Here is a 26,413-nt window from a genome sequence, read left to right as displayed (position 1 = left end):
TCTGAATTCTGAACCGGGCCTAGCTCGCCTGCCCCGCCGTTTTCGGGATCGCGCCCTGATGAGGGCTTGCCCTGGCCTTCTTGGCGCGGTCGAGACCTGCCAATGCGGCGAGCGCGGCAGCCTTGTCCTGGTTTTTCGCCGACTGCTGCAGCGCCGTGAGCGCGATCTGGACATCCGACCATTCCACGACGTCCGTGCTGAGGCCAAAAATCTTCGAGATGCCGAGTTCGACGAGTTCCTCGTCTTCGCCATGCAGCGTTTCGTGGAGCTTTTCACCCGGCCTTATGCCGGTGAACCGGATCGCGACGTCCTTGTATGGGCTCTTTCCGGACAAGCGGATCATCGTTTCGGCCACTTCAAGGATCGGCACCGGCTTTCCCATGTCGAGCATGTAGACGGCGTAATCGTCTCCGCTCTGCCGCGACGCGGCATCGGCCGCCGACATGATGACGAGATCGACGGCTTCGGCCACGGTCATGAAATAGCGTGTCATGCGCCGGTCGGTGATGGTGACGGGCCCGCCGGCCTCGATCTGCGCCTGGAATATGGTCGCCACCGAACCATTGCTGCCGAAGACATTGCCGAACCGCACTGCAATGAACTTGGTGGCCGGGCGACGCCCGCCCGTCTCGCCTGCCGGCGTGCCATGCAAGGCGCTGATGATCTGTTCGGCGGCCCGCTTCGTCATGCCAAGCACTGACGAAGGATCCACCGCCTTGTCGCTCGATATCAGGACAAATTGCGCAACTCCGCACTTGGCGGCAACTTCGGCACAGACGAGCGTTCCGAAGATATTGGTCTGGATGGCCGAATCCCAGTTTTCCTCAAGCAGCGGAACGTGCTTGAGCGCCGCGGCATGAAAGATTATGTCCGGCCGGAATTCCGTGACGACACGCATTATCTGGCGCCGGTCCGCGACATCGACGATGCGGACCTTGAGGCGGTCGTGGTCCTTCTCGTCAACATACTGGCTCAACTGGAAAATGCCGAACTCGGAGTTGTCGGCGACCAGCACCGCCTCGGCTCCCAGTTCCAGCGACCGCCTGACCAGCGTCTGGCCGATCGAACCGGCACCGCCGGTCACCAGAACGCGTTTGCCCCCGACAAAGGCGCCGATGCGCTGGATGTCGGCCGCGACCGTCGGACGGCGCAGGATCGTCTCCATCTCGACGGTGTCGAGAACCAGCTTTCCGTGCTGTTCCAACTCCGAAAGGCCTGAGAACTGCACGACATTTATGTCGCCGTGCCGGGCAATGCGCACAAGTTCCGAATAGTCCTCGATCTCGTGCTCGGCGCCGCTGCCGAAAATCAGCAAGTCCAGGCTTTTGGTGCCGGTCGCATAGTCCTCCAGGACATCGATCAGGCGCGGCATGGTCGCCACCACGGGAACACCTTGAATCCGCGTGCCCAACGGTGCGCCGCGCTCGGTCGCCATGATGCCTGCGATGGAATAGTCCGCCGGTTGCGCCGTGCGGGTGAAGCGAATAATCAGGTCGGCCTCGTCGAGCCGGCCGACGAACAGAGCTCGCTTGGCCTGCCTGTTGTCGGTCTTGCGGCTCACAATCCCCCAACTCGCGCCGTCACGCAGGAAGCGGTAGAACAGCCGGGGTGCCGATATGATGGTGAAGGAGACGAGGAAGAAGACGATGAACTGACGCTCGTTGAGCCCCGCCACCGGCCGGTAAAAACGCAGCAGCAGCGACGCCATGTAAAGAGTGAACGTCAATATCGCGCAGCTCTTCAGGATGTTGAAAAAGTCCGGCGTCGAGGCGAAGCGCCAGACGGTGGTGTAGAGGCCACTGTAGCGGAACAGCAAATGGCTGATGACGACGATGCCCGCCCATGTCGCCAGACCCTCCTTGGAGAGCGCTTCGAACGAAAGATTCGACCGCGAAAGGATAAGGCTGAGTGCCACGGCGACCAAGACCATGACCACGTCCTGGACCATGATGAAGGCGCGCCGCATCTGTGGCCTGAGCCCGAACACAGCTTCTAGGTGGGGATTCATTGGACGGCACTAGACTCCAGGCTCAAGGGCATCGACACCAGCTAGGTGCGAACACGAAGATACTTCGCGACCAATCACCTTACTCAAGTGTCATCCCCGGCCCCCGCCGTCCTGTATCGCATACTTCGGGGGCGAGGGCATAGCCAGAGGTTTTTTCGGACAAGAGGCGTCCAGTGGAGAACATGGATCTTGCTCGGGCGATTGCCGCAAAGTCAACATTACCAAATGCTAATAGATAAGCCACGCAACATCAGCATGCGTTCAGTTTTGCCGCAGTTGACTCCGCTTCCCACCGCGTTAGGACGCAATGCGTTGCCATATGCCCATCGAAATGGCTATTAGAGACGGGCTTGGTGGTTCGCTATGGCCAGCGAAGAATAATGCGCCAGAACAACGGATTGCGATACTCCCAGCTATGATTGCGGCACTAAACGGCGCTTTTGACGATATCTCAAAGGCCATGAGATTACACCGGGTCTGGATCGCGCTTGCCCATGAGGACATCGGCGACCAGCACAGACGCACGACGCTCGGCCCGCTTTGGATGCTGGTCAACTATTTCGCTTTCGTCGGCACATTTGCCTTTGTTTTCGTGACCAAAGACGCCAGCAACCCAAGCTATATAGCCTATGTGGCCATCGGCATGCTGGTCTGGTTCTATCTCACCGAGACCATCACCATGAGCGTGTCGCTCTTCCAGCGAGAAGCGAGCTTCATTCAAGGCACGACGCTGCCGTTGTTCGTCTATGTGATGCGATTGACGATGCAATGCATCATCAGGGCTGCTTATTCGTTGGCGGGTTGCGTTCTTGTTCTGCTGCTGGGCGGTTACGGGATCAGCACGAATTGGCTGCTATCGCTGCTGGGTTTGCTGCTCATCATCTTGGCAACGCCTGCATTCGTAACGGTTTTTGCGTTCTTGGGCGCTTTCTTTCCCGATAGTGAGTTCATCGTCGGGAATCTGATGCGGGTAGGCATGTTCTTCACGCCGGTCTTCTGGGTCTATAGCGGTCAGGAAGGCGTCCAAAAGTATGCCTATCATTGGAACCCCTTCACCTATTTCCTGGAGGGCGTGCGTGAGCCGATCACGGCCGGCATATTTCCGACGCATGCATTGGCCGTGGCTGGTTACATCAGTCTCGGCCTATGGGCTCTTGCGTTGCTGTTGCTGGGCCGTTATCGCAAACGCATCGTTTTCCTGATCTGAGTTCCATGACATCCATCCAACTGAACAATGTCAGCCTCGTTTATCGTCTGTTCGAAAAATTGACACTTTCGGCGCCTGGCCGGCGTCGCAGCGCTCTTGGCGGCAACATAGCCAAGTCGGGCACCAAGCAGGTCGTGCAGGCGCTCGACGATGTCAGTTTCGAACTCAAGGCAGGCGACCGGTTGGGCCTTGTTGGCCCGAATGGCGCCGGCAAGACGACGCTGCTCAAGGTTCTATATGGAATCTATCAGCCGTCGGGTGGCACGATATCGATCGCGGGCAAGGTCGATGCCCTGTTCAACATCAACATAGGGTTTCGCCCCGAGGCCACCGGGCGCAGGAACATCGTGCTGAGAGGATTGATCAGCGGCTGGACGACGGCCGAGATCGAAGAGAAGATGGAAGAAATAATCGATTTCAGCGAACTGGGTGACTTCATCGACCTGCCGTTCAAGGCGTACAGCCAGGGCATGGCGGCGCGCCTGGCATTTGCGGCGGCGACCACGCTCGAGCCCGAAATTCTGCTGATGGATGAATGGATCGGCGCCGGCGACGCATCGTTCCAGGAAAAAGCCAAACAACGGATGGACCAACTGGCGGAAAAGGCCGGCATCATCGTATTGGCCAGCCACGACGATGCGCTCATCGAGCGCGTTTGCACGAAGAAAATGACGCTTCGAGCTGGGCGGATCGAGTCCCTGGTCTAAAAGCCGCCTAGCGATCAATTGGCTTGATATCCAAAGTTCTTCGGGTCCATGCCGTAAATGGCAGCCAGCCGGTCTTAAGAAAAAAAGAGAAGAGGGTGGATTGTCAAAGCTTATCATCCAGATCCCATGCTTGAATGAGGAGGGGACGCTCGCCGTCACGCTTGCAGACCTTCCACGTCAGGTCGAGGGTTTCGACCAGGTAGAGTGGCTCGTGATCGACGATGGCTCCACTGACCGCACAGTGGAGGTTGCCCGGGAAAACGGGGTGGATCACGTGGTCTCGCTGCCCCACAATCAGGGGCTTGCCAAAGCTTTCATGACCGGCATTGAGACCGCGTTGAAACTCGGCGCCGATGTTGTTGTCAACACCGATGCGGACAACCAGTACGATGCCTCCTGCATTCCCGATCTCGTCCGCCCGATATTGGAGAAAAAGGCCCTGATCGTCGTCGGCGCAAGGCCGATCAGCGAGATAGAGCATTTTTCTCCCGTCAAGAAATTCCTGCAGAAGCTTGGAAGCCTGGCCGTCAAGCTTGCCAGCGGCACGACGGTTCCCGACGCGCCGAGCGGTTTCCGTGCCATCCACCGCGACGCGGCTATACAGCTCAACGTCTTCAACCGCTACACCTATACGTTGGAAACCATCATCCAGGCGGGTCGCAGGAACATTCCGATCACTTCCGTGCCAATCCGTGTGAACGGCGATCTTCGGCCCTCGCGGCTGGTCAAGAGCATACCAAGCTATGTCCGGCGCTCCCTGATAACGGTCGTGAGGATCTTCGTCGTCTATAGCCCGCTGCGCTTCTTCTCGGTGTGTGCGGCCATAGTCGCCACACCGGGTTTGATCATGATCGCCCGGTTTCTTTTCCACTACCTGAGGGGCGAAGGCAGCGGCAACATTCAGTCCCTGATTCTCTCCAGCGCCTTGCTTGCCCTTGCTGGCATCCTCGCCATGAGCGGGATCCTTTCCGAACTGATCGCGGTCAACAGGCAACTGCTTGAAGAAATCAGGATCAGGCAATTGCAGCAGGAGCATCGGGAAAATGCGTTGATCCGCTCGCTTTCGGTAAATCGCGAAGATTCCAAGGTTCAGGCAGGTAAAATAAGCGGAATAGTGTAGATGAACGAAGCGCCAGCAGCCTACGATAACGTCCCGGGCAACTACTACGACAAATACAATACCCGGAATCCGATCGCACGATATCTCATGGGCGGCTTTCTGGGCAGTTTCGATATTTTGACGGCGAAGACAGGCGTCCGCAACGCTTACGAGGTCGGCTGCGGCGAGGGAAATTTGTCCATTCGCCTTCATGATCGGGGGTGGAATGTTCGCGGCAGCGACCTGGAATCCGTCAGTGTTTCAGAGGCTAATGAGCAATGCACGAAGCGTGGGCTGGAGCCGATATTTGAAACACGCTCGCTTTTCGACCTGACACCGGAAATCGCTTCGGCCGAACTGGTGATCTGTTGCGAGGTTCTCGAGCATATCCCCGATACCGAACAAGCGCTTGCGATACTCAAATCGCTTGCCAAGCCTTACCTTCTTGTCAGCGTGCCACGGGAGCCTGTCTGGCGGGCACTTAACATGGCCAGAGGTAAATACATCCCAAGCCTTGGAAATACCCCAGGGCATATCCAGCACTGGTCATCCGCATCCTTCATCAACCTGCTGAGCAAATCTCTGGAGGTCGTGGAGGTCCGCAAACCGCTTCCTTGGACCATGGCCCTTTGCCGTTGTGACTGAGACAATGCAGACGGCACCATCGGCCAAAAGCAGAAAGCTGAATTCAATAATTCGCGCTGGGGGTCTGATTGTCAGCCTTGCCGCGCTTGTCTTCGTCGGATTGGCGATCCATCGCTCCTTCGGCGACCTGCAACGACAACTCATCTCGCCGCTTTTCTTGATCGCCATACCGGGCTGCGCCCTTGCCTATGCCGTCATCCTGCAACTGGTGGGGATCGCCTGGTATCGCTTCCTGGTTGCCGTTGACGGGCCGTCGCTTGGGTTGGGTCGTGCGCTTGGCATTTTCGGGAAGACGCAAATCTACAAATACCTGCCGAGCAACGTGATGCATATGGTTGGCCGTTTTGCCCTCGCCCGCAATGCCGGAGCATCGAACAAGGCGCTTGCCTTTGCCCAGATAGGGGAATTGTCCATCATCGTCCTTGCCGCAGGAACGTTGGCCGCCTTGCTGGCGTGGCCGGTTTTCCAGGATGCATATGCGCGCTATGGGCTCGATAATCCTACATTGATTGCGGGATTGATCGCCGCTGGTTTTTTGGCACTTGCGATTGGCACTGTGCTTTTGTTCCGCTTTAGGGTCGCCGGCATCGGGGGCAGAGCGCTTGTCGCGTCCGCCGAAGCTTTTCTTCTCTATGCACTGTTTTTCATTGGCAACGGGTTGCTGATCGTTGCGCTTTCCAGGACCCTGAACGATGCGGGGCACGTGGCCGAGCTGGTCGGCATAGGAGCGGCTGCCTGGCTCATTGGCTTTGTCGTTCCGGGAGCGCCGGGTGGGCTTGGGGTGCGTGAAGCAGTTCTGATCATGGGGCTTACCGCCGCGGGCCTGCCGCCTCCAGCGGCAACCGCAATTGCTCTCGGCAACCGGCTGGTCACCGTTCTTGGAGACTGCCTGGTCGCCCTGGTGGAATTGATATTGCAAAAGGGGAAGAGCGCATGAACACGCAAGGGGGGAAGCACCCGTGCAAGACAACCATTTGTCGTGGGTATCGGGGATGCGAATCCTTTTCGACAGACACAACACGACGCTGTGGAGTGAAGACGTGACAGCGTATCGGGACAGGCTTGAATCGGCCGCGCCATGGGTAGTGTTGTGGTTCGTTTTCACGTCCTATTATCTGTGGTGGTCATCTTTCGTCACGATGGTCGAGCACCCAGACGAACCTTACCACATGATGTATATCATGGATGTGTTCAACGGGCGTTGGATACCAGATTATTCAGATGGTGCCAGCGCGTCATATCTTGAGCATCCAGCGCTTTACTATACACTATTAGGAAAATTTTCTGCAATCCTCGCGCTGGCGGGTGTTGAAGTATCACGATCATTGCAATTGGCAAATTATATCATCGGCGTAGCGACCGTATCGGCTCTCTTTGCATTTGCTCGGGCGGTCGCGTCGAGCTTGCTTGCAGCGCTAGTTGCAACGATATGTGCGATGACGATCCCCTACCTCATGTATCTGTTCACTGGTGTAAACAACGACAATCTGGCGACTTTGCTAGTGGTCACTGTCGCCTGTCTCAGTGCCAAATTCTACGTCACAAGAAACCATCGGTTGTTTGGTCTGGCGGTAACCGCAGCCCTGATTGTCGGCCTGGTAAAGGTGACTGCGCTTGTCCAGGCCGGTGCCATCCTATTGCCAGGTGCCTTTATCCTCCTGAGGGAGCGAGGCATGCAGGCAGTCATCGACGTACTCAAGATGCCCTCTGTGCTGATAACCTTGGTTGTTGTGTTCGGGTACTATCTGACAATCATGGCGGTGTACGGCGAGCCGTTTCCAACACCAGTTGACTTTTTCGAAATGGCTCTCCGTGCAGCCCCAGCGATGTTCGCCCAAGACCGGATGACATTGTTACAGTATCTGGATAAATTCCGGATGGATATGACCATTCAATCTTCCGGCATCTACTCCCATGTTGTCTATCAATATACAACATCGGGACTTAGCTTTTGGCCGCTAGCTTATTTATCTAGCTTTGCCGTTGTTGCCGGCGGGATGTTGTTCGATCGGTTCAGATTGATTGCGATATCGCTACTTCTGGCTCTGCTAAGTTTCGCGGCACTCCACATAGCAACTATGTACGGGGCACATTTAGAGACCGGATACACCGGAGGGCTGCAATTCCGCTACTACTTGCCACTTCTGACCCTGTTCATCGCTGCATCCATCGGCGCGGTGTCGTGGATTTCATTGCCAAACTCGGCAGCCGCCAGTCTAGCCGTATTTGCACTCTTCGCCTTCGTTACCCACGACGGGCGGCGATACACGATGCCAGCGTTCATAGACGCGAGAACGCCAGCAATTCCGCAATAGAAGACGGCGCGCGTCCTCATCATGACCGTGGATTGAGACTTCCGCCGCTGCACCAGCGAGGGAGCCTGCGTGACAGGGTCTTTACCGGCTGCTAACGTCCGCCCCGCATTGATTTTAGAGGAAATAATGGACATTCTAGACGCATATATCGCAACTGCGCCAAGCGCCCAAAATGCAGTCGATATTTTCAAAGACGAATGGTCGTCCAAATTTCCGGCGTCGGCCGGGGCGACGACAACTCCTGGGACCGCCGTCCTTTTTGAAGACCGGCGCATCGAGTGGCTTTCGAAAACCATCGAGGGATTTTCCGGCAAGCGCATTCTGTTGCGAGAAAATGACCAGCGCCATGATCAGCAAGAATCGTGAACACAAAGTAGCAGTACTTGTTCCCTGCTATAACGAGGAGTTAACTATTTCTGACGTAGTTCTTAGCTTCAAATCACATTTGCCCGACTCCGATGTGTACGTTTATGATAATAATTCGAGCGATGAAACTTATAATACGTCTGTTCGCTCAGGAGCGATTGTACGCAAAGAAAAAAATCAAGGAAAAGGCAACGTTGTTAGACGAATGTTCAGCGATGTCGAGGCGGATATCTATATCTTGGTTGATGGGGACGGTACTTATGACGCATCTGTAGCCCAACGTCTAATTGATGAACTCTGCTCCGGCCCTTATGACATGGTAAATGTCGCGCGTGTGCCTGAGAATTCCGACGCATATAGAAGCGGCCATGAATGGGGGAACAAGCTCCTAACCGGCCTCGTTCGACGAATTTTCGGCGAGGCAACTACCGACATGCTATCCGGATACAAGGCGTTTTCGCGGCGCTATGCTAAATCGTTTCCCGCCCTATCAACCGGATTCGAGATTGAAACCGAACTTGTAGTTCATGCGCTCGATCTGCGTTTACCTCAATCAGAGATCACAGCGCCATACCGCGAACGACCAGTTGGTTCCGCGAGCAAGTTGCGGACCTACAGTGATGGCTTGCGAATACTGCGTTTGATCGGCTTCCTCGTGAAGGAGGAGCGGCCGCTTGCCTTCTTCTCTATTGTCGCGGGTATTTTGGCGATGCTCTCCCTGCTCATTGGCGGGTCTGCCATCATCGAGTTTATGGAAACCGGCCTCGTACTGCGCTTGCCAAGAGCGGTTCTCGCGACGGGCATCATGGTTTCCGCGTTGCTCTCGCTTTCCAGCGGCTTCATTCTTGATACCGTTACGCGCGGCCGGCGCGAGGCGAAGCGCTTGGCCTACCTCCGGTATCCGGCGCCATGATCCACAGCAGGCGTGTCCAGGCGAATCACATGAGGCAGCGCATTAGAAAGCTTCCCGATTTCCTCGGCGTGGGGGCTCTTGGGTTCGCAGTCGATGCCATTGTATTCTTCGGATTGACACTCTTTTTTTCCACTCAATACTGGCGCGCGCGGATCATTGCCTCCGTTGTTGCGATCGCCGCAACATGGGCGGTCAATCGAGTTGCTACTTTTTCGGCATGGCGCGTCTATACCGCATTTGCTGAGTTTTTGCGTTACCTGGTGGCGAGCTCTGTTGGAGCAGGAGCCAACCTTGCCGTGATGTCCGTAATTGCCCCCTACGACGCGAATCTACGGCACGTTCCTGCCTATTGTGCGGGCGCGGCCGTTGGTCTGGTGGTCAATTTTCTCCTCTACAACATGTTTGTCTTTCCCGGCGACAGGAAGGCGTAACGATGCACGCGGCAACCAATGGAGAGGATGTTGTGAACAAGATGGATGATAGTAGGGGTAACATTGACTCCATTTACTATCGAGATGGTGTGAATAATTCATTTTCCATGCGCCTTCTACAACGCGCACGTATGTCGATGATGAATCTGTTCATGCAAGAATTAGCCCCAGGCGATACTTCCCGAATCTTGGATATTGGCGTTTCCGACGACGAGAATGACGGGGCAAATTTCCTTGAGAAACACTACCCGTGGCAACACAATATCACTTGTGTTGGTCTGGGTGATGGAAGGGAGGTCGTCTCCAAGTACCCGAAAGTCCACTTCAAGCAAATACGCGCTGGAGAAAGGTTGCCCTTTGAGGATCAGAGCTTTGACATCGCGTGTTCCAACGCGGTAATAGAGCATGTTGGGGGGGCTGCGCAGCGGACCGAGTTCATTTCCGAACACCTCAGGGTGGCAAAAAAGGTCTTTATTTCTTTTCCTAATCGTTGGTTCCCTGTTGAGCACCACACAGGTCTTCCGTTTTTGCACTATACTCCCCGACTCTTTAGAACCTTACTCAACGGAACCAGATACTCGTACTGGACGAACCCAGAGAATATGGACTTTCTAGACGGCCGATCCATTATGAAAGACTGGCCCAAAGATGGTAGAAGTCCGGGCGCAATAATTAACACTGGTATATCGCTCGGCATTTTCAGCTCCAATTGCGCCGTTATTGTACGATAACTCAAGAATCCTACGGCTTTGTGGAGCGTATCCTGGCAGGAAAAATCACGGCGGGGGATACTATGGAGTTACAGAAACGGAGCTTGCTTGCGCTCAGTTGGACTGAAGCGCAGACCGCGCGGGTGCTCCTGATTTCGCTTCTTGCAGTTGCTGCCGTCTATGTCGGATTGGCGCTCACCCCGTCGCACTATGCGATGGGCCTGCAATATCTTGGCTCGCATGCAAGGCCCTTGCTTCTATCAGCTCGCCCCATTCGATCGGACGAATGGATCGTCCTGACGCCACTATTTCAAACTGCCGTCCGAGGCGGCTTTTCGACCTTCAACCAGATTTCCCCTTATCACGAGTCCCTGAAAGGGTTCTGGGCTCTGCCTATTTTGGACTGGTCTCTTGTCTTCAAGCCGCAGCTTTGGGGCTTTTGGGTCTTGCCGCCCGCCTATGCCTACTCTCTGTATTTTGCCGTGCTTTGGACTGCGTTTTTAGCTGGATACACCATCCTTTTGCGGCAACTTGGTACCGATTTGTGGATCGCGGTGTTCGGTGCCGGCTGTCTTTTCTGCTCCCATTTGGTGCAGGTGTGGTGGACGTCACACGGCGCGACATTTGCTTTCGCTCCCTGGCCGCTAATAGCATTTTTGCTTCCAATTCGTCCGTGGCTGAAACTGCCGCTTCTTTTCTGGTCCTGCGCTGTCTGGGTGTTCAGTTTCGTTTACCCCCCTTTCATGATCCCCGCAGCCTTTTCGCTGGGAATACTGCTGGTCGCCTTCCGACGTGATATGATCACGCTTGCGAATGTTGCTGTCGCAGTTTTGGCGGTCGCCTGTCTTGGCATCAGTTTTGTTTTGTATTTCAGCGATCTGATTCAGATCATGCAGGCGACTGTCTATCCTGGCCAAAGGGAAATATCGGGCGGTGGCGTCAACGAAATGAGGTTGCTCGCCTATCTTTTTCCTTTTTTTACGACGGTACGTTTCTCACCGTTGCTCGCAACTAACGAATGCGAGGTTGCGGTTGTTTCGACCCTCCTGCCTCTGACGGTGCTCGTTTTCGTCAACTATCGGTCATTGGCTGAAACCTTGAGAAACAACTTCGTTTCTTTCGGGGTGGCAGGACTGGGTTTGATTTTGATGTTTGCGTGGATGACGCTGCCGATACCTTCCGGTATTGGAAAGATCCTTCTATGGAACAAAGTTCAACCTGGTCGTATGGTCTGGGGATTTGGTTTGCTTTTTACCATATCTATAATTATTATTGCATCCAAGTGCGTCTTTGTAATTTCAAAAGAGCGAATTGCGGCTTTTTTTCTAATTATGGCGACGACTTGGGTTTTATCAAAGGTTGGGCTTACTTGGATATCCGGGGGGGCGGACAAAAAGATTCTAGATGCCTTGGTGCGTGGGTACTTCGAATGGATTGCAATTGTTCCATTTATTGTGAGCGCCGGATATGTCTGGTACCTCGGTCGGCCGACAGAAAACAGTGGGCGGATATTATTTGGTTCTGCATTTATTTCTGGCGCGATTACGTTCGGAATGTTCAACCCTTTTCAGCAGGCCTTTCCGATTTTCGACATTCCGGAAACGCCTTTCCTGACCGCGCTTCGCGAGCAGGCAAAAACCAATCCTAACGGATGGGCCGTCATGCCTGGCATGTATGGCGCTCTGTTCTCTGGCGCGGGCGTGCCGGCAATCAATCACACGCTCACTGCACCGCAGCTTTTGTTCTTCCGGCGGGTGTTTCCCTCACTGCCGGAAGCAGCGTTTAATCTTGCATTCAACCGGTATGCGCACATCATTCCAACTGACGTCCCGGAGCCCCGTTCGCCTTCGCCCGATCAAACTTGGGTTCCGATCGAGGCGTTTAGAGCCAAAATACCAGACTAGCGCGGCTCATCGAGAGCCGGGTTTTGCCTCGATTTGTTAGCACTGCTTTGGCAGATTTTTGGCGACGGCGAGTTTTTGGAATTCCCGAGAGAAAGCTTGCGTGATTCATATGAGGTCGGCCTGTGGAGAGCCGATCACGGATGTGGACGGGCAGCCGATCTCGAGCACTGATACGATCTTCCTCTGGACGCGCGACTACAACGGCTCGCTGCGCACCCGAAAAGATTTGGCCAAGCAGTTCGAGAACTGCCGTACCAGATCGCGATCAGCAGCAAGTCATATACGGGATCCAGACGCAACTATCAGGAGGCGCTCAAATGGGCCGGCTTCTGCGGCGGCGGTAAGCCTTGGGCATTCTGGCTTACCCAGGATTCCCTGATGCGGGCGATTGCCAATTTCGGCTTCGCCGAGGAGGCGATCGAATTCGACCACCCGGACCATCTGAATGGCCCGGCATTGGCACTGGTAGCCGCAAAATGTGAGTTAAATAGCCTGAAGCCCGGCCATCGCCATTTTCCGATATCAGCTTAGCGAGAAATCTTCGCGCCCTCTGGTCAAGTTCGGCGAATAGAAAGGATCACGCTCGATGAGCTCTTTCCATCGTCCTTGCATATACGCAACCTCACTGTGGAAGCGTGCCATTTTTTCCGGAGCAGCATCAATGCCGCGCGAGACGCTTTCGAGATGGTAAAGCTCGGCGTAGGGCGTCCAGACGTTTGAATAGCCGGCTTCCCTGACTTTCAGACAAAGATCCACATCATTGAAGGCGACCGTCAGGTCGATCTCATTGAGGCCCCCGACTTCTTCGAACACGCTTTTGCGGATCAGCAGACAGGCAGCCGTTACAGCGGAGAGGTTCTGCAGGACCTTCAGCCTGCTAAAATAGCCCGGATGATGGCGGGGGAAATGCTTATGCGAATGATTTGCAATACCGCCCAATCCAACAATCACCCCGCCATGCTGAATCGTATCATTGGCATAGTAGAGCTTGGCGCCGACGCAACCCACATCCGGCTGAGCGGCCCAGGAGACCATTTCCGTCAGCCAGTCCGGCGAGATCACCTCGATGTCATTGTTGACGAGGCCGATGATCGAGCCCTTCGCTTTTCCCACGGCGAAATTGTTGATCGCGGAATAATTGAACGGCTTGTCGTAGTCGAGCACACGAACATTCTTCGTTTTCTTCAGTTCGCTGAAATAGGCAAGCGTTTCCTCTTCCACCGAGCCGTTGTCGACCACCAGAATCTCGTAATTCCCGTAGGTGGTCTTTTCTCGAATGGACTTCACACAGTTGCGAAGGAGTTCAACCTTGTCGCGCGTTGGGATGATCAGGCTCACAAACGGCTGCGGTTCGGGGACGAGAAGCCGAAGACGGTAACTGGCTGTGCCCGGACCTTCCTCAGCTTTCGCCGGAATATTCATGCGTTCGACATGTTCTTCCAGCGCACGCAACCCAGCCACATAGGCGTAGCTCTTTTGCGAGCCGCCAAGCGCCGTCGAGCCTTCCACCGCGCGCCAATGGTAGAGCACCTTCGGAATGTGCCTAATTCTCTCAGGGTCAATGCGCTCGAAGACGCGCAGATTGAGGTCATAGTCCTGGCTGCCCTCGAAGCCGGGGCGCCAGCCGCCGACGGCGCGGATATTTTCCGCCCGGTGCACGGTGAGGTGATTTAGATAGTTCTGTGAGCGGAAAAGCTCCCGCGAGAAGTCCGGCTTGAAACAGGGGTCATAGCGCCTGCCTTCCGCATCGATCTTGTCTTCGTCGCTATAGATCAGTTCTGCATCAGGGTGACGATCGGCTTCCAGCACGATTTCGGCCAGCGCATGCGGACGGAGAAGATCGTCGTGGTCGAGCAATGCAACCCACTCACCGTTGACCAGCTCCAGGGCAGAATTGGATGCATGCGAGATATGGCCGTTCGTGTCGCGAAAAACGATTTTGATGCGCTGATCACGTTTCGCATACTCGTTCAAAACGCGCCGCATATAGGGTTTCGTCGAGCAATCGTCCGCTATGCACAACTCCCAGTTCTCATAAACCTGGGCGCGGACGCTGTCGATCGCTTCCCGCAAGAGCTCCTCCGGGGTGTTGTAGACCGGCATCAGCACTGAAATAAGCGGCCTGTTGTCCAACTGGGCCAACCGTTGCCTCAAATCCGCAACGTCGTGTTCCGTTGGCGTATCGTTGAGCGCAATCCACCTCTCATACGTAACGCTGCCCGGTGGACCCAGCGCTTCCGTCGACCGGAGCATGGCCGCAAATCCCCGAAGGCCGCCTTGCCTTAAGATTTTTATGCCACGATCCGTAGACCGCACGAGCGTGCCAGGGCTTTTCACCTGGCGGGCGACGACTCTCCCAATGAGGGAAGCATAATATTCAATCCGGCCGAGCCGACGGAGACGCACACGGCCAATAGCAATCTTGACAGAGCCTTCACCCGGATCGACACGCAGTTTCTGAGCACCGGAGTCAAGCGAAAACACGGCCACGGCCGGGCTCTTGCCATTCAAACGAAATCGCAGATCGATCCGCTCAATTTCGTTGTAGCCCTTGCCGCTATCGACATAGAGGTGCGCGTTAGTCAACGCGTCCGCTTCAGCTGAGACGTGCACGCTAAGCCTGTAGTGTCCGGGGGGCAATGGCCGGGAGCCCGGCCAGACGAGTTCGAACTGCGGATCATCGCCTGTTATTGTCCACTCCGTCGCCCCATTGCCCAAGGGCACGCCTTCCAAGTGATGAAGTGCGTTGAGCGTAATGGTCCGACCGGCATAAAGAATTGCGCTAGTTGGGGGTGACACAAACCTCTTCCAGACCGACCGATACCGCCAGGTCCGGCTGCTATGAACCAATTCGATTTCGTGATTCAACGCGGCCATCTGCCGGTCGCGTTCCTGCAGCGTATCTTCGCGCTCCTGCAACTCACGCCGAAGCGCCGCGATGTCCCGGTCCCTTGCGGCATGGGCCGACTCCAGCGCTTGAGTAGCCGCGCGGAGATGCTCGCGGTCCACCGTCAGCGCAGCGATCTCACCGGAATAAGCCTCGATGCGTGCTTCCTGGCTTACCACCAACGCCCTGTTGGTTTCGATTTCCGCTTCCATGGTCGTCGTTCTCAGCGACCATGGGTTTCCGGTTTGGTCAGTCGCCTTGCTCCTCGTCTCGTCGAGAGCAATCATGCCCTCATCGGCGAGCGCGACCTGCCCGTGCACGCTGCGTGCACCCAGGACGTTTTCCGGAATTGGCAGCTTCGTTACAATGCAAAGCGAGTTCAAGAACTCGACGGAATGAACCGATGCGAGAGAAGCTTCGTTGAATGCGACTTGGTGCCTGTCGGCGAAAGTCGCCAAGGCATCGACCCGACGGCGATCCAGTCCCCAATGCTCATGGTTGACCACATCAAGCAGGCGCTTGAAAAACGACATCGAGGAAAGCGGATCGTAGAGACCGCCCTCGAACTCCTGCCAATAACTGCAATGTAGATCTTCGGCGATGTACATGCCCCCTTCGGAAAGGTGGGGGAAATACCGCGCGAACGAGCGTATTATATCCGAGGACAGGTGCGATCCGTCATCAATGATAATATCGAATTTTTTCGACCGCGAAACGATATCGCGCTCGACTTCATCAGTGTTGGCATCACCTATGGATATCTCGATCCTCTTGTCGTCGAAAACAAGATTTCCGCAGTCGGAATTTATATCGCAGCCAAGAATGAGTTCCGCATTGGGGAAATATTTCTGCCATATCTCCAGGGAGCCGCCGTTCTGAACTCCGATTTCCAGGATTCGAACCGGCCTGTCTCGATACTTTGAAAAAATATGGTCATAGGTGCCGAGATAGATCGACCATTTATCCGACACTTTGCCGCGATGCGCGTCGTACAGGTCACGAAGTGAAACGTCCTGCTTTGCAGGCCGCGCCTTTTTCGCTTTGGCGCGTGCCTTGCCAGCAGGCATCGCATCGCGCAGGGTCTCGGGTGAAGGATGCTTGTTCATGCCGTCAATGCCTGTTTCGTCTCACCGGCCAGGAGCCGGCGCACCACCGCCTCCGTCGATTGACGCCAGTCCGGTGCGTTCCAGCCAAAGGCGGAGGCGAATTTCGCGCTCGACAGAAGGGAATTGGCGGGGCGGCGCGCCTTGGTCGGATAGTCCATCGTAGCAATGTCCCGTACCCGCGCCCAAGGACCACCAAACACGCGGCTCGTGTCCAGGATGTGACGGGCAAAGCCGCTCCAGTTGGCCTCGCCGGTTCCCGCCAGATGATAGATGCCGGATGTGGCGGCGCCCTCGTGCAGCTGTCCCGCCGCATGCAGGATTGCGTCGGCGATATCAAGTGCCGATGTTGGATTTCCCCACTGATCGGCCACCACCGCGATCTCGTCGCGGTCGGCCGCCAGCCGCAGCATGGTCTTGACGAAATTCTTGCCGAACGGGCTGTAGACCCATGCCGTGCGCAGGATCAGATGGCGCGGATTGGCCGATGCAACCGCCTGCTCGCCGGCAAGCTTGGAGGCGCCATAGACGCTGCGCGGTGCGGTGGCGTCGGTCTCGACATAGGCACCAGGGGCGGTGCCGTCGAAGACATAGTCGGTCGAAAGATGGATGACGGGAACGCCCAGACGGGCCGCGGCTTGCGCCACCTTGCCGGCGCCGACGGCGTTCACCGCGAATGCCAGATCGGGCTCGTCCTCGGCCTGATCCACCGCCGTGTAGGCGGCAGCCGACACGACGATATCAGGCTTCGCGGCCGCGATGGCTTCGATCACCGTGTCGGGTCTTAAAAGGTCGAGTTGCGGACGGCCAATGGCGACGACCTCAACGCCGGCGGCCGCCTGGCCGGCCTCCACAAGGCTTGCCGCGACCTGCCCGTCGCGTCCGGTGACAACAAGCCTCACGCCGCCCCCTTGCGTGCTTCGCCCAGCCGTTCACCGGCATAGCGCTGCTCGCGGATTGGTCCCCACCACCATTTGTTGTCGAGAAACCAGTCGACGGTCTTGGCGAGGCCACTGTCGAAATTCTCATTGGGCGCCCAGCCCAGGTCCCGGCCTATCTTCGAGGCGTCGATGGCATAGCGGCGATCGTGACCGGGGCGGTCGGTGACGAAGGAAATCAGGTCGCGATAGCTCTTGCCCCCTGCCCGCGGCCGCCTGCTGTCGAGCAGATCGCAGATCGTCTCGACGACGCCAAGGTTCGTCCGCTCGGAATTGCCGCCGACATTGTAGCTTTCGCCCGGCAGTCCCCTGGTCGCGACAAGTTCCAGCGCCCGCGCGTGATCCTCGACGAACAGCCAGTCGCGCACATTGGCGCCGGCGCCGTAGACCGGCAGCGGCTTTTCATCGAGCGCATTGAGGATGACCAGCGGGATCAGCTTTTCGGGAAAGTGATAGGGCCCGTAATTGTTCGAGCAATTGGAAAGCACGACCGGCAGGCCATAGGTTTCGTGCCAGGCCCGCACCAGATGATCCGAGGCCGCTTTCGAGGCGGAATAGGGCGAGGATGGCGCGTAGGGCGTTTCCTCGACGAACATGCCGCCATCGAACGGAAGATCGCCGAACACCTCATCGGTCGAGACATGATGGAAGCGGAAATGGCTCTTCCTGTCTTCGGGCAGGCCGCGCCAGTATTCCAGCGCGGCATTGAGCATCTTGTAGGTGCCGACGATGTTGGTCTCGATAAAGGTGCCCGGCCCATCGATCGAGCGGTCGACATGGCTCTCGGCGGCAAGGTTCATGACGATGTCGATATCGTCGCGCCGGAGAATGTCGAGAACAGCCCTTTCGTCGCAGATATCGGCCTGCGCGAAGCGATAATTGTGTGCGTTCTCGATCGGCCGCAGCGAGGCCAGGTTTCCCGCGTAGGTAAGCTTGTCGAGATTGGTCACCCGATAGGCCGGGTTGGCGCACAGATGCCGGCACACCGCCGAACCGATAAAGCCAGCACCGCCCGTCACCAGAAAATTCATGCCGCTGTCCTCACGCAACCCATCAGGCGAACACCTCGGCGGCAGCCAGCAGCGGCGCCTTGAGGTCCTTGTCCGAGAGCTGGAACCCGCCGCTCAATGACGGCCACTCGATGCCGATGTCGGGATCGTCGAAACGGATCGACCGGTCATGCGCCTGCGAATAGGTATCGGTCACCTTATACAGAACCTCGGTGTCGGGCACGAGCGTCACGAAACCGTGCGCGAAGCCTTTCGGCACCAGAATCTGGTTGCCCTTTTCGGCCGACACTTCGAGAGCGACCCATTTTCCGAAGGTTTTCGAACCGCGGCGAATGTCGACCGCGACATCGAGAATGCTGCCCCGGATGACGCGCAGCAGCTTGTCCTGGGCGCGCGGCGGAAGTTGGTAGTGAAGCCCTCGCAAGACGCCCGCCGCGGCGGAATAGGAATGATTGTCCTGCACGAAAGCCAAGTCTATGCCGGCCTGCGAAAAGCGCTCGGCATTGTAGGTTTCCACGAAGAAGCCGCGCGCGTCGCCATGTCGCTTCGGAACGATTTCCAGCACGCCATCGATGCCAAGGGGCCTGACCTCCAACACCTAGCCCTCCGACAGGTCGACGACACGCCGGCGCAGATAGGCGGCATATTCATTCTTGCCCAGATGGTCGGCGCGACGCAGAACCTGGTCAACAGTCAGCCAACCCTGTTCAAAGGCGATCTCTTCGGGACAGGCGACCTTGATGCCCTGGCGGTGCTCGATGGTGCGCACGAAGGACGAGGCCTCATGCAGGCTGTCATGCGTGCCGGTGTCGAGCCAGGCAAAGCCGCGCCCCAACCGATGCACATGCAACTGGCCGCGCTCGAGGTAGACGTTGTTGACCGCCGTGATCTCGAGCTCGCCGCGCGCCGAGGGACGGATGGCAGGGGCGATGTCGACGACGTCATTGTCATAGAAGTAGAGACCGGTGACCGCCCAGTTGGATTTCGGCACCTGCGGCTTTTCCTCGATCGTCAGCGCCGTTCCCGTGGCCTTGTCGAAGGAAACCACGCCATAACGCTGGGGGTCCTCGACATGATAGGCGAACACCGAAGCCCCCTTTTCGCGCGAAGCAGCGTCGCGGCAAAGCTGCGACAGCCCATCGCCGAAATAGATGTTGTCGCCGAGGATCATCGACACGTTGTCCTTGCCGATGAAATTGCGGCCGATGATGAAGGCTTCCGCCAGCCCGTTGGGCTGCGGTTGCTCGGCATAGGACAGGTCGAGGCCGAACTCCGATCCATCGCCAAGCAGATCGCGAAAAACCGGCAGGTCACGCGGCGTCGAAATGATCAGAATTTCCCGGATACCCGCGAGCATCAGAACGCTCAGCGGATAATAGATCATCGGCTTGTCGTATATCGGCAGAATCTGCTTAGAGACAGCTAACGTTAGTGGATAAAGACGCGTTCCACTGCCTCCAGCAAGGATAATTCCTTTCAAGAAGCTCTCCTTGACATGCCTGAACCCCCCGGCCCTAGCCGCCCGTGCTTAGGTTCCATGCAATGGCTTGTCAATCTCGGCGTTCGGCAAACGACCGGGCCAGATTCGGCGCCAAATCCATGGCCAATTCCAGGCTACGCTTTGCTATCGTCTTGCCAAGGCCGGCCTGACGGGAACAAGCAGATTGTCATCATGGGCGGCGGTCGACTCGCCTCTTTGGCTCAACCGCTCAGCAAGTCCCTTGTGAAAGATAACGCCATTCATATAGGCGAAGGTCATCGCCAGCGCCGCCGTTCGCAAGGGATAATCGACCAGGGAATGAACGAGAAGAAACGATACGGAGAGAAACGCCATTTTCTGCAGCGGATCTCGCCGTACCGTAAGGGAAAACGCAAAAAGCAATATCAAGTAGGCTGCGACCAGAAAGACAACAGGAGCGCCACCTTCAAGTGCCAATTCCAGATAATCATTGTGGGCGTGATTGACGTAGGGCTTGAAGATCATCTCTCCCTTTTCGTAAATCTGGTAGACTTTCGGAAAACTACCAAAGCCCACGCCCGTCGCCCAGTTCTCTTCAATTCCCGCGATCGTCGTGCGGGCAAATTCGGCCCGTCCAAAGGCAGGGTCAACCACCTCCGCATCGATCTTCGTCCACGCCCCAATCGTGTAGAGCGAAAGCCCGATGAAGACAGCGGGTATTCCATACCCGCCCAGCCTCGAGCGCGCGGACAGAAAGACAACTGATACTATGGTGATCGCCAGCCCTATCAGAATACCGGCGCGTGAACCGGCGGCCAGAAGCAACAGCAGCAGCGTTATCAAGCCGAGCGACCCGGACAGAAGGTGCCCGCGAAACAGGCCGTAGTAGACAACGAAGGGGATGGAGACGAAGAGCAAAGCTGAAAAATGGTTCTGGTTGGCAAACAGCCCCGCATTGATCGTGAACGGCAACAAACCCTGTATGGCAACCGTATCGGAGAGCGAATACTGGATCGCCGCAGCCAGTCCGTTACAGATGACACCCATGAAAAAGAAGGGCAGAAGGCCGTAGACCTGATCTGGGCGCAAGCGGGTGACGCTCAGAAAGAATGCAGCCATCGCCACGAAATACAACAGACACTCGATCGTACGTCCCACGCCGACGCTGACGAAACGCAGCCCGGTCTCACCGCTCAGCCACGGATTTGCAAGTAGAACCTCAGGCCGCAATCCGCTCAACAGGGCGGCGGGCAGCGGCACGATTTGAAAACAGAACACGGCAAGGCCCAGAGCAAGCAACCACAGGGCCGAGCGAGGGATGCCGTGCCCCGACGGCCTTGAAAAGACGGCCGCGGCCGAGACGATCGCCGCCACCTCGATCAGCGCTTCGGTGTAGAGACCGCTCGCGGTGCCGCCGCCAATCAGCACCGACAGGAAAAGAACCGACCCAAGCAGATATTTTTCCCATTCCGTGGACCGGGTTGACCGCTCTCTCAAGATGAAACTCTTTCGATGCTCAATTTGTGCATGACCAGCGTGCCAACGTACCGAAATCGCCAGCTCTCAGCGATGGCAGCTGTTTCCAGCCGCAACAATTGCATGGGACACGCGCTTGGTCCGATCGCGAAATCCAGGCTCAACTGCCGCCGATTGAATGTGCCTTCCGGAATGTTGAACCGAGCTATTTCGCCCGCCGGATCCGCGCATCTGATGGACCAGAACAACTGCTTGGGCAGCTTCAGGTTTCTCGCGGAGGCGATCAGGGAAATCCTGTAGGAGCCGGGTGGCAGTTCAACATATTGCTGGAGCGCGGCGTTCTTCACCGGCGTATTCAAAAACCGCACGGTCGCTCCGCTATCGCTTTCGCCGACATTCCCCGACCCGGCAAAGGTAATTTCCAGACCGGACCGGTCGTGAAGCTGCCAATCGAATGGCTTGCCACTGCGGACCGGCTCGAAGCCGCCGTTGAAAATGTAACCGCCCCACGTCCGCTCCTGATCGGACAGGCTGAACAGGAACAGCCGATAGGCCGCCTCGTATTCCTTCTGCCGGATGTACCCGTTGATTACGGCAGACAATTCCTTCGATGTCGGTGGTGAGCTCGATCCGGCAAGGTCAAGCAACAGTTGATTTGCGACGCGCAGGCCCCGCGGATCCTTCCCAAGGGCGGAGAAAAGATTGGATCTCCACGGCGCCTCGATCCTTAAGGCTGCCAGGACAGCCTGATATCCGTCCGGGTTTGAAAGAATAGCCGGCAAGCCCGCCGCAATGACTGGAAATCTGTCGGGCCACCGGCGCAGCAACGTGTCGAACTCGGCAACGGCCTTTGACAGATCGCCCACCTCGATCGAACGATCGATCGATCTCTGAAGCGAATGGATTTCAGTCTTGGACAGCTTTCGAGCCTGGTCGAAGAGTTCAAAAGCCGCGTCTTTCTCGCCTTGTCGATAGTCAATCTCGCCGATCAGGCTGTAAAGCCGGGCATCCGCGACATTGAAACGAAGCGCGCCCTTCGCCTTTGTCGCCAAGACGTCGAGATCAACACCGTCGCCTGTTTCGCTCAACCGACCGGCAATTTCACCTATCAAGGCATCTATGTTCAACGGATCGAGCGCAAGCGAGACCGCCGGCGTTTCCGACTCAAGAAGCCGACTTAGCCCTATCGACGAAACCGCCAACACCAGAACGGAGGCGACGAACCAAACGCCTGAACGCCGGAGATTTCGCGTGAGCGGGCTGGCCTGCTCCGTCATCGACTTTGCCCTCAATTTTCGGGGTACTCGCGCCATAGTCGTAATACTGGTAGTTCATGTATTTATAGCCGTAATTGTAATCGAACTTGTTGACCGTAAATTTCGACATCGCCGCTCCGATCACATTCGCACCGGCTGAGCGCAGACGCTTGAGTGCGGTTTTGGCTGACTTGCGTGTGACCTGATTGGTCGAAACGACCATCAATGTGCCTTCGGCAAGCCGGCTGAGGATTGGTGCGTCGGACAGACCGACGACCGGCGGGGCGTCGATGATGACCAGATCGAAGCGTTTTCCTAGATTGGTCAAGATCAACGCCATCTTCGGCGACGAGAGCAGGTCGGCCGGATTCGGCGGAATCGTTCCGGACGTCAGCACGGTGACATTGGGGTATTTCGTCGGTCTGAAAATGCCCGGCAGATCGTCTTTGCGAACAGTATTCGTCAGCAGGTTGCTCAACCCGATCGCATTGTCGAGGCCGAACAGCCGGTGCAGGTTGGGTTTGCGGAGATCTCCGTCGACAAGCAGAACCCTTGCGCCGAGTGCCGCGAAATCCTGGCCAAGCTTGAACGACGTGGTCGACTTGCCTTCCGACGGTTCCGAACTGGTCACCAGCAGCGATCGCGGCGCGCCCTCCGCACCGGAGAACTGCAGCGATGTTCGCAGCGAACGATAGGCCTCGGAGAGCCCGGATTTTTGATCGGCGATGCTGGCTATGAGTTCGCGGTCACCGACAAGCGGCAGGATGCCGAGCATCGCCAGCCCCAGCTCTTTCTCGATCTGCTCCGGATTTGTGAAAGTGTTGTTCAGCAACTCGATAGTGTAGATGATCGATGCAGCCAGGGCCATGAAAAGTGCGAGAGCGACTGCCAGATTGATGCTCAGACGTGGAGAATAGGGGGCGGTGGGCAGCGACGCGAAATCGACTACCGCAGCGCTTTGCGTTTTGAGCTCCGAGCTAACGCCGACTTCATTCAGCTTGGCGATAAGGCTGTCATACTGCGACCGATTGGAGTCGACTTCGCGCTTCAGGATCGTGTATTTGATATTCTTGTCATTGAAGACGACCTGCTGCCTCTCCATCTCCGCGAGCTTGGACTTGAGGTCGGCTTCCTTGTTCTGCGCTTCCTGATATTTCAGCCGCAACGAATCGGTTATCGCCAGCATGCCGTTGTTGTAGAGTCGCTGCAGTTCCTTGATCTGCGATTGCAATTGCTGCATTTCCGGAAAGCCGGGTTTCAGGATGCCCAATTTCTGCTGATACTGGCTGGTCAGGTCCGCCAGTTTATCGCTAAGCTTCTGCAGACCTTCGCTTTCCAGAACCGGACCGAGGCTCGACCCGCGGCCCTTTTCTATCTGATCGACCACCCGCCCCGCATCAAGACGCTCCTGGATTGCCGTGGCCAGGGCGGTGTTCAGGGCTTCGATGTTCGAGCCGATCAGCGATTTGTCGTCGCCGGTAACCGTGATGCCGGCATCTTTTGCATAGGTGACCAGTTCCTCTTCGGAGGTCTGCAGCTTTTGCTTCACCTGCAAAACCTGTTCCTGGATGAACTGCCGTGCCAGATCGGAGGTCTCGCTGGTCTGATCGAGACGTTGATCGATAAAACTCTGCGCGACCTGATTGGCAACGTCGCTTGCATATTTCGGCTTTTGATCGACGAAGGTGATCGATAGCAGGCTTGTATTGGTGACCAGATTGACCGTCAGGTCTTCCTGGATGCGCTTGATGGCAATTGCCTCGCGCTCTTCGGGCGTTTTCTCCTCAATGGAAGGTGATTTGGACATCCCGAACGCACGGTAAACAATATTGCTCGGGGAAAAGCTCGGCGTCGGAAACAGAAAGTCCGGCTTTTCGCCAAGCCCAAGCTGGAACACCACCCGCTGAGCCAATGCCCGGCTCTTCAGCTTCTCCCGCGCGGTCAGGAAGGCCCGGACGTCGCTGTTTTCGGAAACAACCTCAATGTCCTGAAACACTTTTGCCGAAGGCACCAGAACTTCGAGCTGTGTCGTCGCCTGATACTTTGGTGTCTGCATCATCGTCACGATAACGCCGGCAACGAGCCCGGCCGCCGCCATCATGACGATCAGCCAGCGATACTGGACGATGTATAAAAGCAGCTTGAGCGGGTTGAACCCCTCATCCTGGCCCGCATAGTCGCGACCATAGGGACCGTAGTTTTGCGGCACGTCGTAATAGGAGTCCGCGGACAGGGCCTGGCCATGTCCGGGTCCGGCAAGTTGGGGCTGCCTGTTGCGATCGAGCATGCGCGAGGTGATCCTGGGGTTGTCCGTGTCTACGGAATGACCGCAATGCGGGCAGCGCTGGAGGCGAGGCCCAGCGCATCCTTCAAATTGTTCATCGCAATTTTCGACTTCGAAGCGAAAACGACCACCACGTCGCCGCCGTAGATGCGCGGGTTGCGGTTCTTGCCGGCGCGGATTTCCTCGACATTGTAATTTGCGACCAGCTTGTTTTGGCCGACATTGCGATAGACGAAGACCTTGCCGGCATCACCGACCGGATTGAACCCTCCGGCAAGGGCAATCGCGTCGAGCAAGGAAGCGCTGCTGGACACCGGATAAATGCCGGCCTTGTTGACTTCACCATCGACCGTGATGCGCTGGCCAATCGATTCCTTGACGAAAATCGTCACGTCAGGTGACTGCAAGTACTTTTCACCATAGGCAGTCTCGATTTCCTTCTCGAGCTGACGAACGGTCTTGCCGGCTGCAGTCATGGTTCCAATCAGCGGAAGCGAAATCTGCCCGCCCGCGTCGACCTGAACTGTTCTGTTCAAATTATCGACCTGAAACACACTGACCTCGAGCACATCGTTGGCAGACAGCGGCTGCTCGCTGCCATTCTGGGTATTCTGCGGCGGCGGAAGATCCTTGACCACCTGGAGCGTACCACCGCCAGAGAGCGCCGATGAAGACGCCGTCGGCTGCAGCGCATCGACAGAACTGGTGGAGGACGTCGATGTCGACGAAGTGCTTGCGCAAGCAGATATCGCTAGCGATGCGAGCAAAGCGGGCACGGTGCCTGCATGACTTCTTGCAAGATCGAAAATGCCCATCAAAGAGCCCCGCTCTTGAACAACCGGCCCAATCCGCCAAACCGCCCCGCACTGCTGCCGCCCGATTTTCTCGCGCTTTGCTTTCCGATGGGGACGAGCGGCCGATTCTGCAATATCGCGTCCGGGCGTTTCACTGCCATGTTGTAAGCCTCATCTTCCCCACACCGGTTCGCGATGGCGACAACCGCCTGCGAAAGCCCTGGCCGGCGCCGGCTGGCGCCATGCGTATCGGAGGCGACAATATCCACCTTGCCCTCATCCAGCAGCTTCTCCGAGTAGTAGAGCGCCGTACGTCCAAAGGCCCCGTCACAGAATCAGCCGTGAGCTGAATAAGGCAGCCTAGCGTATTCAACCTCTCGATGACGTCGTAATTCGCCTTGATCCAGGTCAACCGTTCTGGATGAGTGAGGATCGGCACGAAGCCGGCGCCTATGAGACGGGCGGCGAAGTCTTCAAGGCGCGGAGGCAGTATGTGATGTGGCGGTTCGAACAGGAAATAGCGGGATCCGTTCAGAGTCGGCACCGTACCAAGCCTCAATCGATCGGGTAGATCAGGCGCGAGATGAACATCAGCGCCAACGTATAGGGTAAGCGGTATGGCAGCGCGATGAAGCTCCAGTTCCAACGCCTGAACAGCCTCGGCAATGTTTGGCGTGGCGTTCTCATAAACCCCAGGCATCACATGCGGCGTACACGCCATATGCGTTGTACCGTCGGCCACTGCCAGCCGTGCCATCTCCAGAGACATGGCCAAGTCAGGAGAACCGTCATCGAGACCGGGCAGGATATGTGAATGCAGGTCGATCATTGGCGTTTCTGGTTGAGCGGAGGCAAAGCTTCGCCTCGACAAAATAGAAATGCGTCACCCGCATGAAGGCGA

General features: G+C 56.7%; 23 protein-coding genes and 1 pseudogene. 13 read left to right on the top strand and 11 right to left on the bottom strand.

Translation table 11 applies throughout. From position 1 onward, the window contains the following. Positions 1-19 precede the first annotated feature (19 nt). Positions 20-2,008, bottom strand: coding sequence for a nucleoside-diphosphate sugar epimerase/dehydratase (locus tag LB558_RS05830; protein ID WP_224696634.1), 1,989 nt, complete (start codon positions 2,006-2,008; stop codon positions 20-22). 319 nt (positions 2,009-2,327) lie between these two features. On the opposite strand from LB558_RS05830, the gene LB558_RS05825 reads away from it, so the two are divergent. The 12 genes from LB558_RS05825 (at position 2,328) to LB558_RS05770 (ending at position 12,836) form a co-directional block, all read left to right on the top strand. Then, positions 2,328-3,215: an ABC transporter permease gene (locus LB558_RS05825; protein WP_224696633.1), complete on the top strand. Its 888-nt coding sequence runs from the start codon at positions 2,328-2,330 to the stop codon at positions 3,213-3,215. Between the two features lie 134 nt (positions 3,216-3,349). Continuing rightward, entirely contained in the window at positions 3,350-3,922 is a 573-nt protein-coding gene (locus LB558_RS05820; RefSeq protein WP_224696632.1) for an ABC transporter ATP-binding protein, read from the top strand. A gap of 100 nt (positions 3,923-4,022) precedes the next feature. Further along, positions 4,023-5,042, top strand: coding sequence for a glycosyltransferase family 2 protein (locus LB558_RS05815; RefSeq protein ID WP_224696631.1), 1,020 nt, complete (start codon positions 4,023-4,025; stop codon positions 5,040-5,042). Then, positions 5,043-5,666, top strand: coding sequence for a class I SAM-dependent methyltransferase (locus LB558_RS05810; RefSeq protein WP_224696630.1), 624 nt, complete (start codon positions 5,043-5,045; stop codon positions 5,664-5,666). 100 nt (positions 5,667-5,766) lie between these two features. Continuing rightward, positions 5,767-6,603, top strand: coding sequence for a hypothetical protein (locus LB558_RS05805; RefSeq protein ID WP_224696629.1), 837 nt, complete (start codon positions 5,767-5,769; stop codon positions 6,601-6,603). A 22-nt stretch (positions 6,604-6,625) separates the two neighbouring features. After that, positions 6,626-7,981 (top strand): hypothetical protein, encoded by a 1,356-nt coding sequence (locus tag LB558_RS05800; protein ID WP_224696628.1) that lies wholly within the window; start codon positions 6,626-6,628, stop codon positions 7,979-7,981. Positions 7,982-8,107: 126 nt separating this feature from the next. After that, positions 8,108-8,347, top strand: a complete 240-nt coding sequence (locus tag LB558_RS05795) for a hypothetical protein (RefSeq protein ID WP_224696627.1) — start codon at positions 8,108-8,110, stop codon at positions 8,345-8,347. Continuing rightward, entirely contained in the window at positions 8,328-9,260 is a 933-nt protein-coding gene (locus LB558_RS05790; RefSeq protein ID WP_224696626.1) for a glycosyltransferase, read from the top strand. Before LB558_RS05795 ends, LB558_RS05790 begins: the two co-directional genes overlap by 20 nt. A gap of 29 nt (positions 9,261-9,289) precedes the next feature. Then, positions 9,290-9,691, top strand: coding sequence for a GtrA family protein (locus LB558_RS05785; protein ID WP_224696625.1), 402 nt, complete (start codon positions 9,290-9,292; stop codon positions 9,689-9,691). Between the two features lie 2 nt (positions 9,692-9,693). After that, a complete protein-coding gene (locus LB558_RS33105) occupies positions 9,694-10,422 on the top strand; it encodes a methyltransferase domain-containing protein (RefSeq protein WP_412033438.1) in 729 nt (242 codons plus the stop codon). Positions 10,423-10,442: 20 nt separating this feature from the next. Next, the gene (locus LB558_RS05775) at positions 10,443-12,305 is read left to right on the top strand and encodes a hypothetical protein (protein ID WP_224696624.1); all 1,863 of its coding nucleotides are present in this window, start codon (positions 10,443-10,445) and stop codon (positions 12,303-12,305) included. 378 nt (positions 12,306-12,683) lie between these two features. Then, positions 12,684-12,836 carry a hypothetical protein gene (locus LB558_RS05770; protein ID WP_224696623.1) on the top strand — a complete coding sequence of 51 codons (153 nt, stop codon included), beginning with the start codon at positions 12,684-12,686 and terminating at the stop codon, positions 12,834-12,836. Here the strand turns inward: LB558_RS05770 and LB558_RS05765 are convergent. The 9 genes from LB558_RS05765 to LB558_RS05725 all read right to left on the bottom strand — a co-directional run bounded on the left by LB558_RS05765 (position 12,828) and on the right by LB558_RS05725 (position 25,356). Beyond that, positions 12,828-16,298 carry a glycosyltransferase family 2 protein gene (locus LB558_RS05765; protein WP_224696622.1) on the bottom strand — a complete coding sequence of 1,157 codons (3,471 nt, stop codon included), beginning with the start codon at positions 16,296-16,298 and terminating at the stop codon, positions 12,828-12,830. The genes LB558_RS05770 and LB558_RS05765 overlap by 9 nt on opposite strands. Next, positions 16,295-17,197, bottom strand: coding sequence for a dTDP-4-dehydrorhamnose reductase (gene rfbD / locus LB558_RS05760; protein ID WP_224696621.1), 903 nt, complete (start codon positions 17,195-17,197; stop codon positions 16,295-16,297). The genes LB558_RS05765 and rfbD overlap by 4 nt, the downstream gene beginning before the upstream one ends. Continuing rightward, positions 17,194-18,264, bottom strand: a complete 1,071-nt coding sequence (gene rfbB / locus LB558_RS05755) for a dTDP-glucose 4,6-dehydratase (RefSeq protein WP_224696620.1) — start codon at positions 18,262-18,264, stop codon at positions 17,194-17,196. The genes rfbD and rfbB overlap by 4 nt, the downstream gene beginning before the upstream one ends. Before the next feature lie 22 nt (positions 18,265-18,286). After that, positions 18,287-18,841, bottom strand: a complete 555-nt coding sequence (rfbC, locus tag LB558_RS05750) for a dTDP-4-dehydrorhamnose 3,5-epimerase (RefSeq protein ID WP_224696619.1) — start codon at positions 18,839-18,841, stop codon at positions 18,287-18,289. Continuing rightward, entirely contained in the window at positions 18,842-19,723 is an 882-nt protein-coding gene (gene rfbA, locus LB558_RS05745) for a glucose-1-phosphate thymidylyltransferase RfbA (RefSeq protein WP_224696618.1), read from the bottom strand. It lies immediately after the preceding gene. 144 nt (positions 19,724-19,867) lie between these two features. Continuing rightward, positions 19,868-21,199, bottom strand: a complete 1,332-nt coding sequence (locus LB558_RS05740; RefSeq protein WP_224696617.1) for an O-antigen ligase family protein — start codon at positions 21,197-21,199, stop codon at positions 19,868-19,870. Then, positions 21,196-22,455, bottom strand: a complete 1,260-nt coding sequence (locus tag LB558_RS05735; RefSeq protein WP_224696616.1) for a hypothetical protein — start codon at positions 22,453-22,455, stop codon at positions 21,196-21,198. The genes LB558_RS05740 and LB558_RS05735 overlap by 4 nt, the downstream gene beginning before the upstream one ends. Further along, positions 22,343-24,721 carry a GumC family protein gene (locus tag LB558_RS05730; protein WP_224696615.1) on the bottom strand — a complete coding sequence of 793 codons (2,379 nt, stop codon included), beginning with the start codon at positions 24,719-24,721 and terminating at the stop codon, positions 22,343-22,345. Before LB558_RS05730 ends, LB558_RS05735 begins: the two co-directional genes overlap by 113 nt. A 29-nt stretch (positions 24,722-24,750) precedes the next feature. Next, on the bottom strand, positions 24,751-25,356 hold the full coding sequence (locus tag LB558_RS05725) for a polysaccharide biosynthesis/export family protein (RefSeq protein ID WP_224696614.1): 606 nt from the start codon (positions 25,354-25,356) through the stop codon (positions 24,751-24,753). On the opposite strand from LB558_RS05725, the gene LB558_RS05720 reads away from it, so the two are divergent. Next, positions 25,349-25,507, top strand: a complete 159-nt coding sequence (locus tag LB558_RS05720; RefSeq protein ID WP_224696613.1) for a hypothetical protein — start codon at positions 25,349-25,351, stop codon at positions 25,505-25,507. The two genes, LB558_RS05725 and LB558_RS05720, sit on opposite strands and share 8 nt — an antisense overlap. 25 nt (positions 25,508-25,532) lie before the next feature. Here LB558_RS05720 and LB558_RS05715 read toward each other — a convergent pair. Next, a pseudogene (locus LB558_RS05715) lies at positions 25,533-26,281 on the bottom strand (tyrosine-protein phosphatase). Positions 26,282-26,413 lie beyond the last annotated feature (132 nt).

The sequence above is a fragment of the Mesorhizobium sp. CO1-1-8 genome, assembly GCF_020164875.1.
GTDB lineage: Bacteria > Pseudomonadota > Alphaproteobacteria > Rhizobiales > Rhizobiaceae > Mesorhizobium.
The sequence above is the reverse complement of the archived record's forward strand: the minus strand, read 5'-3'. Positions and strand labels throughout refer to the sequence as shown.

Excerpts from the sequence above, each read along its gene's own strand:
- LB558_RS05730 (WP_224696615.1), bottom strand. The coding sequence starts at position 24,721 with ATGCTCGATCGCAACAGGCAGCCCCAACTTGCCGGACCCGGACATGGC.
- LB558_RS05735 (WP_224696616.1), bottom strand. The coding sequence starts at position 22,455 with ATGACGGAGCAGGCCAGCCCGCTCACGCGAAATCTCCGGCGTTCAGGC.
- LB558_RS05765 (WP_224696622.1), bottom strand. The coding sequence starts at position 16,298 with ATGAACAAGCATCCTTCACCCGAGACCCTGCGCGATGCGATGCCTGCT.
- LB558_RS05785 (WP_224696625.1), top strand. The coding sequence starts at position 9,290 with ATGAGGCAGCGCATTAGAAAGCTTCCCGATTTCCTCGGCGTGGGGGCT.
- LB558_RS05810 (WP_224696630.1), top strand. The coding sequence starts at position 5,043 with ATGAACGAAGCGCCAGCAGCCTACGATAACGTCCCGGGCAACTACTAC.
- LB558_RS33105 (WP_412033438.1), top strand. The coding sequence starts at position 9,694 with ATGCACGCGGCAACCAATGGAGAGGATGTTGTGAACAAGATGGATGAT.
- LB558_RS05770 (WP_224696623.1), top strand. The coding sequence starts at position 12,684 with ATGCGGGCGATTGCCAATTTCGGCTTCGCCGAGGAGGCGATCGAATTC.
- LB558_RS05795 (WP_224696627.1), top strand. The coding sequence starts at position 8,108 with ATGGACATTCTAGACGCATATATCGCAACTGCGCCAAGCGCCCAAAAT.
- LB558_RS05790 (WP_224696626.1), top strand. The coding sequence starts at position 8,328 with ATGATCAGCAAGAATCGTGAACACAAAGTAGCAGTACTTGTTCCCTGC.
- LB558_RS05825 (WP_224696633.1), top strand. The coding sequence starts at position 2,328 with ATGCCCATCGAAATGGCTATTAGAGACGGGCTTGGTGGTTCGCTATGG.
- rfbB (WP_224696620.1), bottom strand. The coding sequence starts at position 18,264 with ATGAATTTTCTGGTGACGGGCGGTGCTGGCTTTATCGGTTCGGCGGTG.
- LB558_RS05830 (WP_224696634.1), bottom strand. The coding sequence starts at position 2,008 with ATGAATCCCCACCTAGAAGCTGTGTTCGGGCTCAGGCCACAGATGCGG.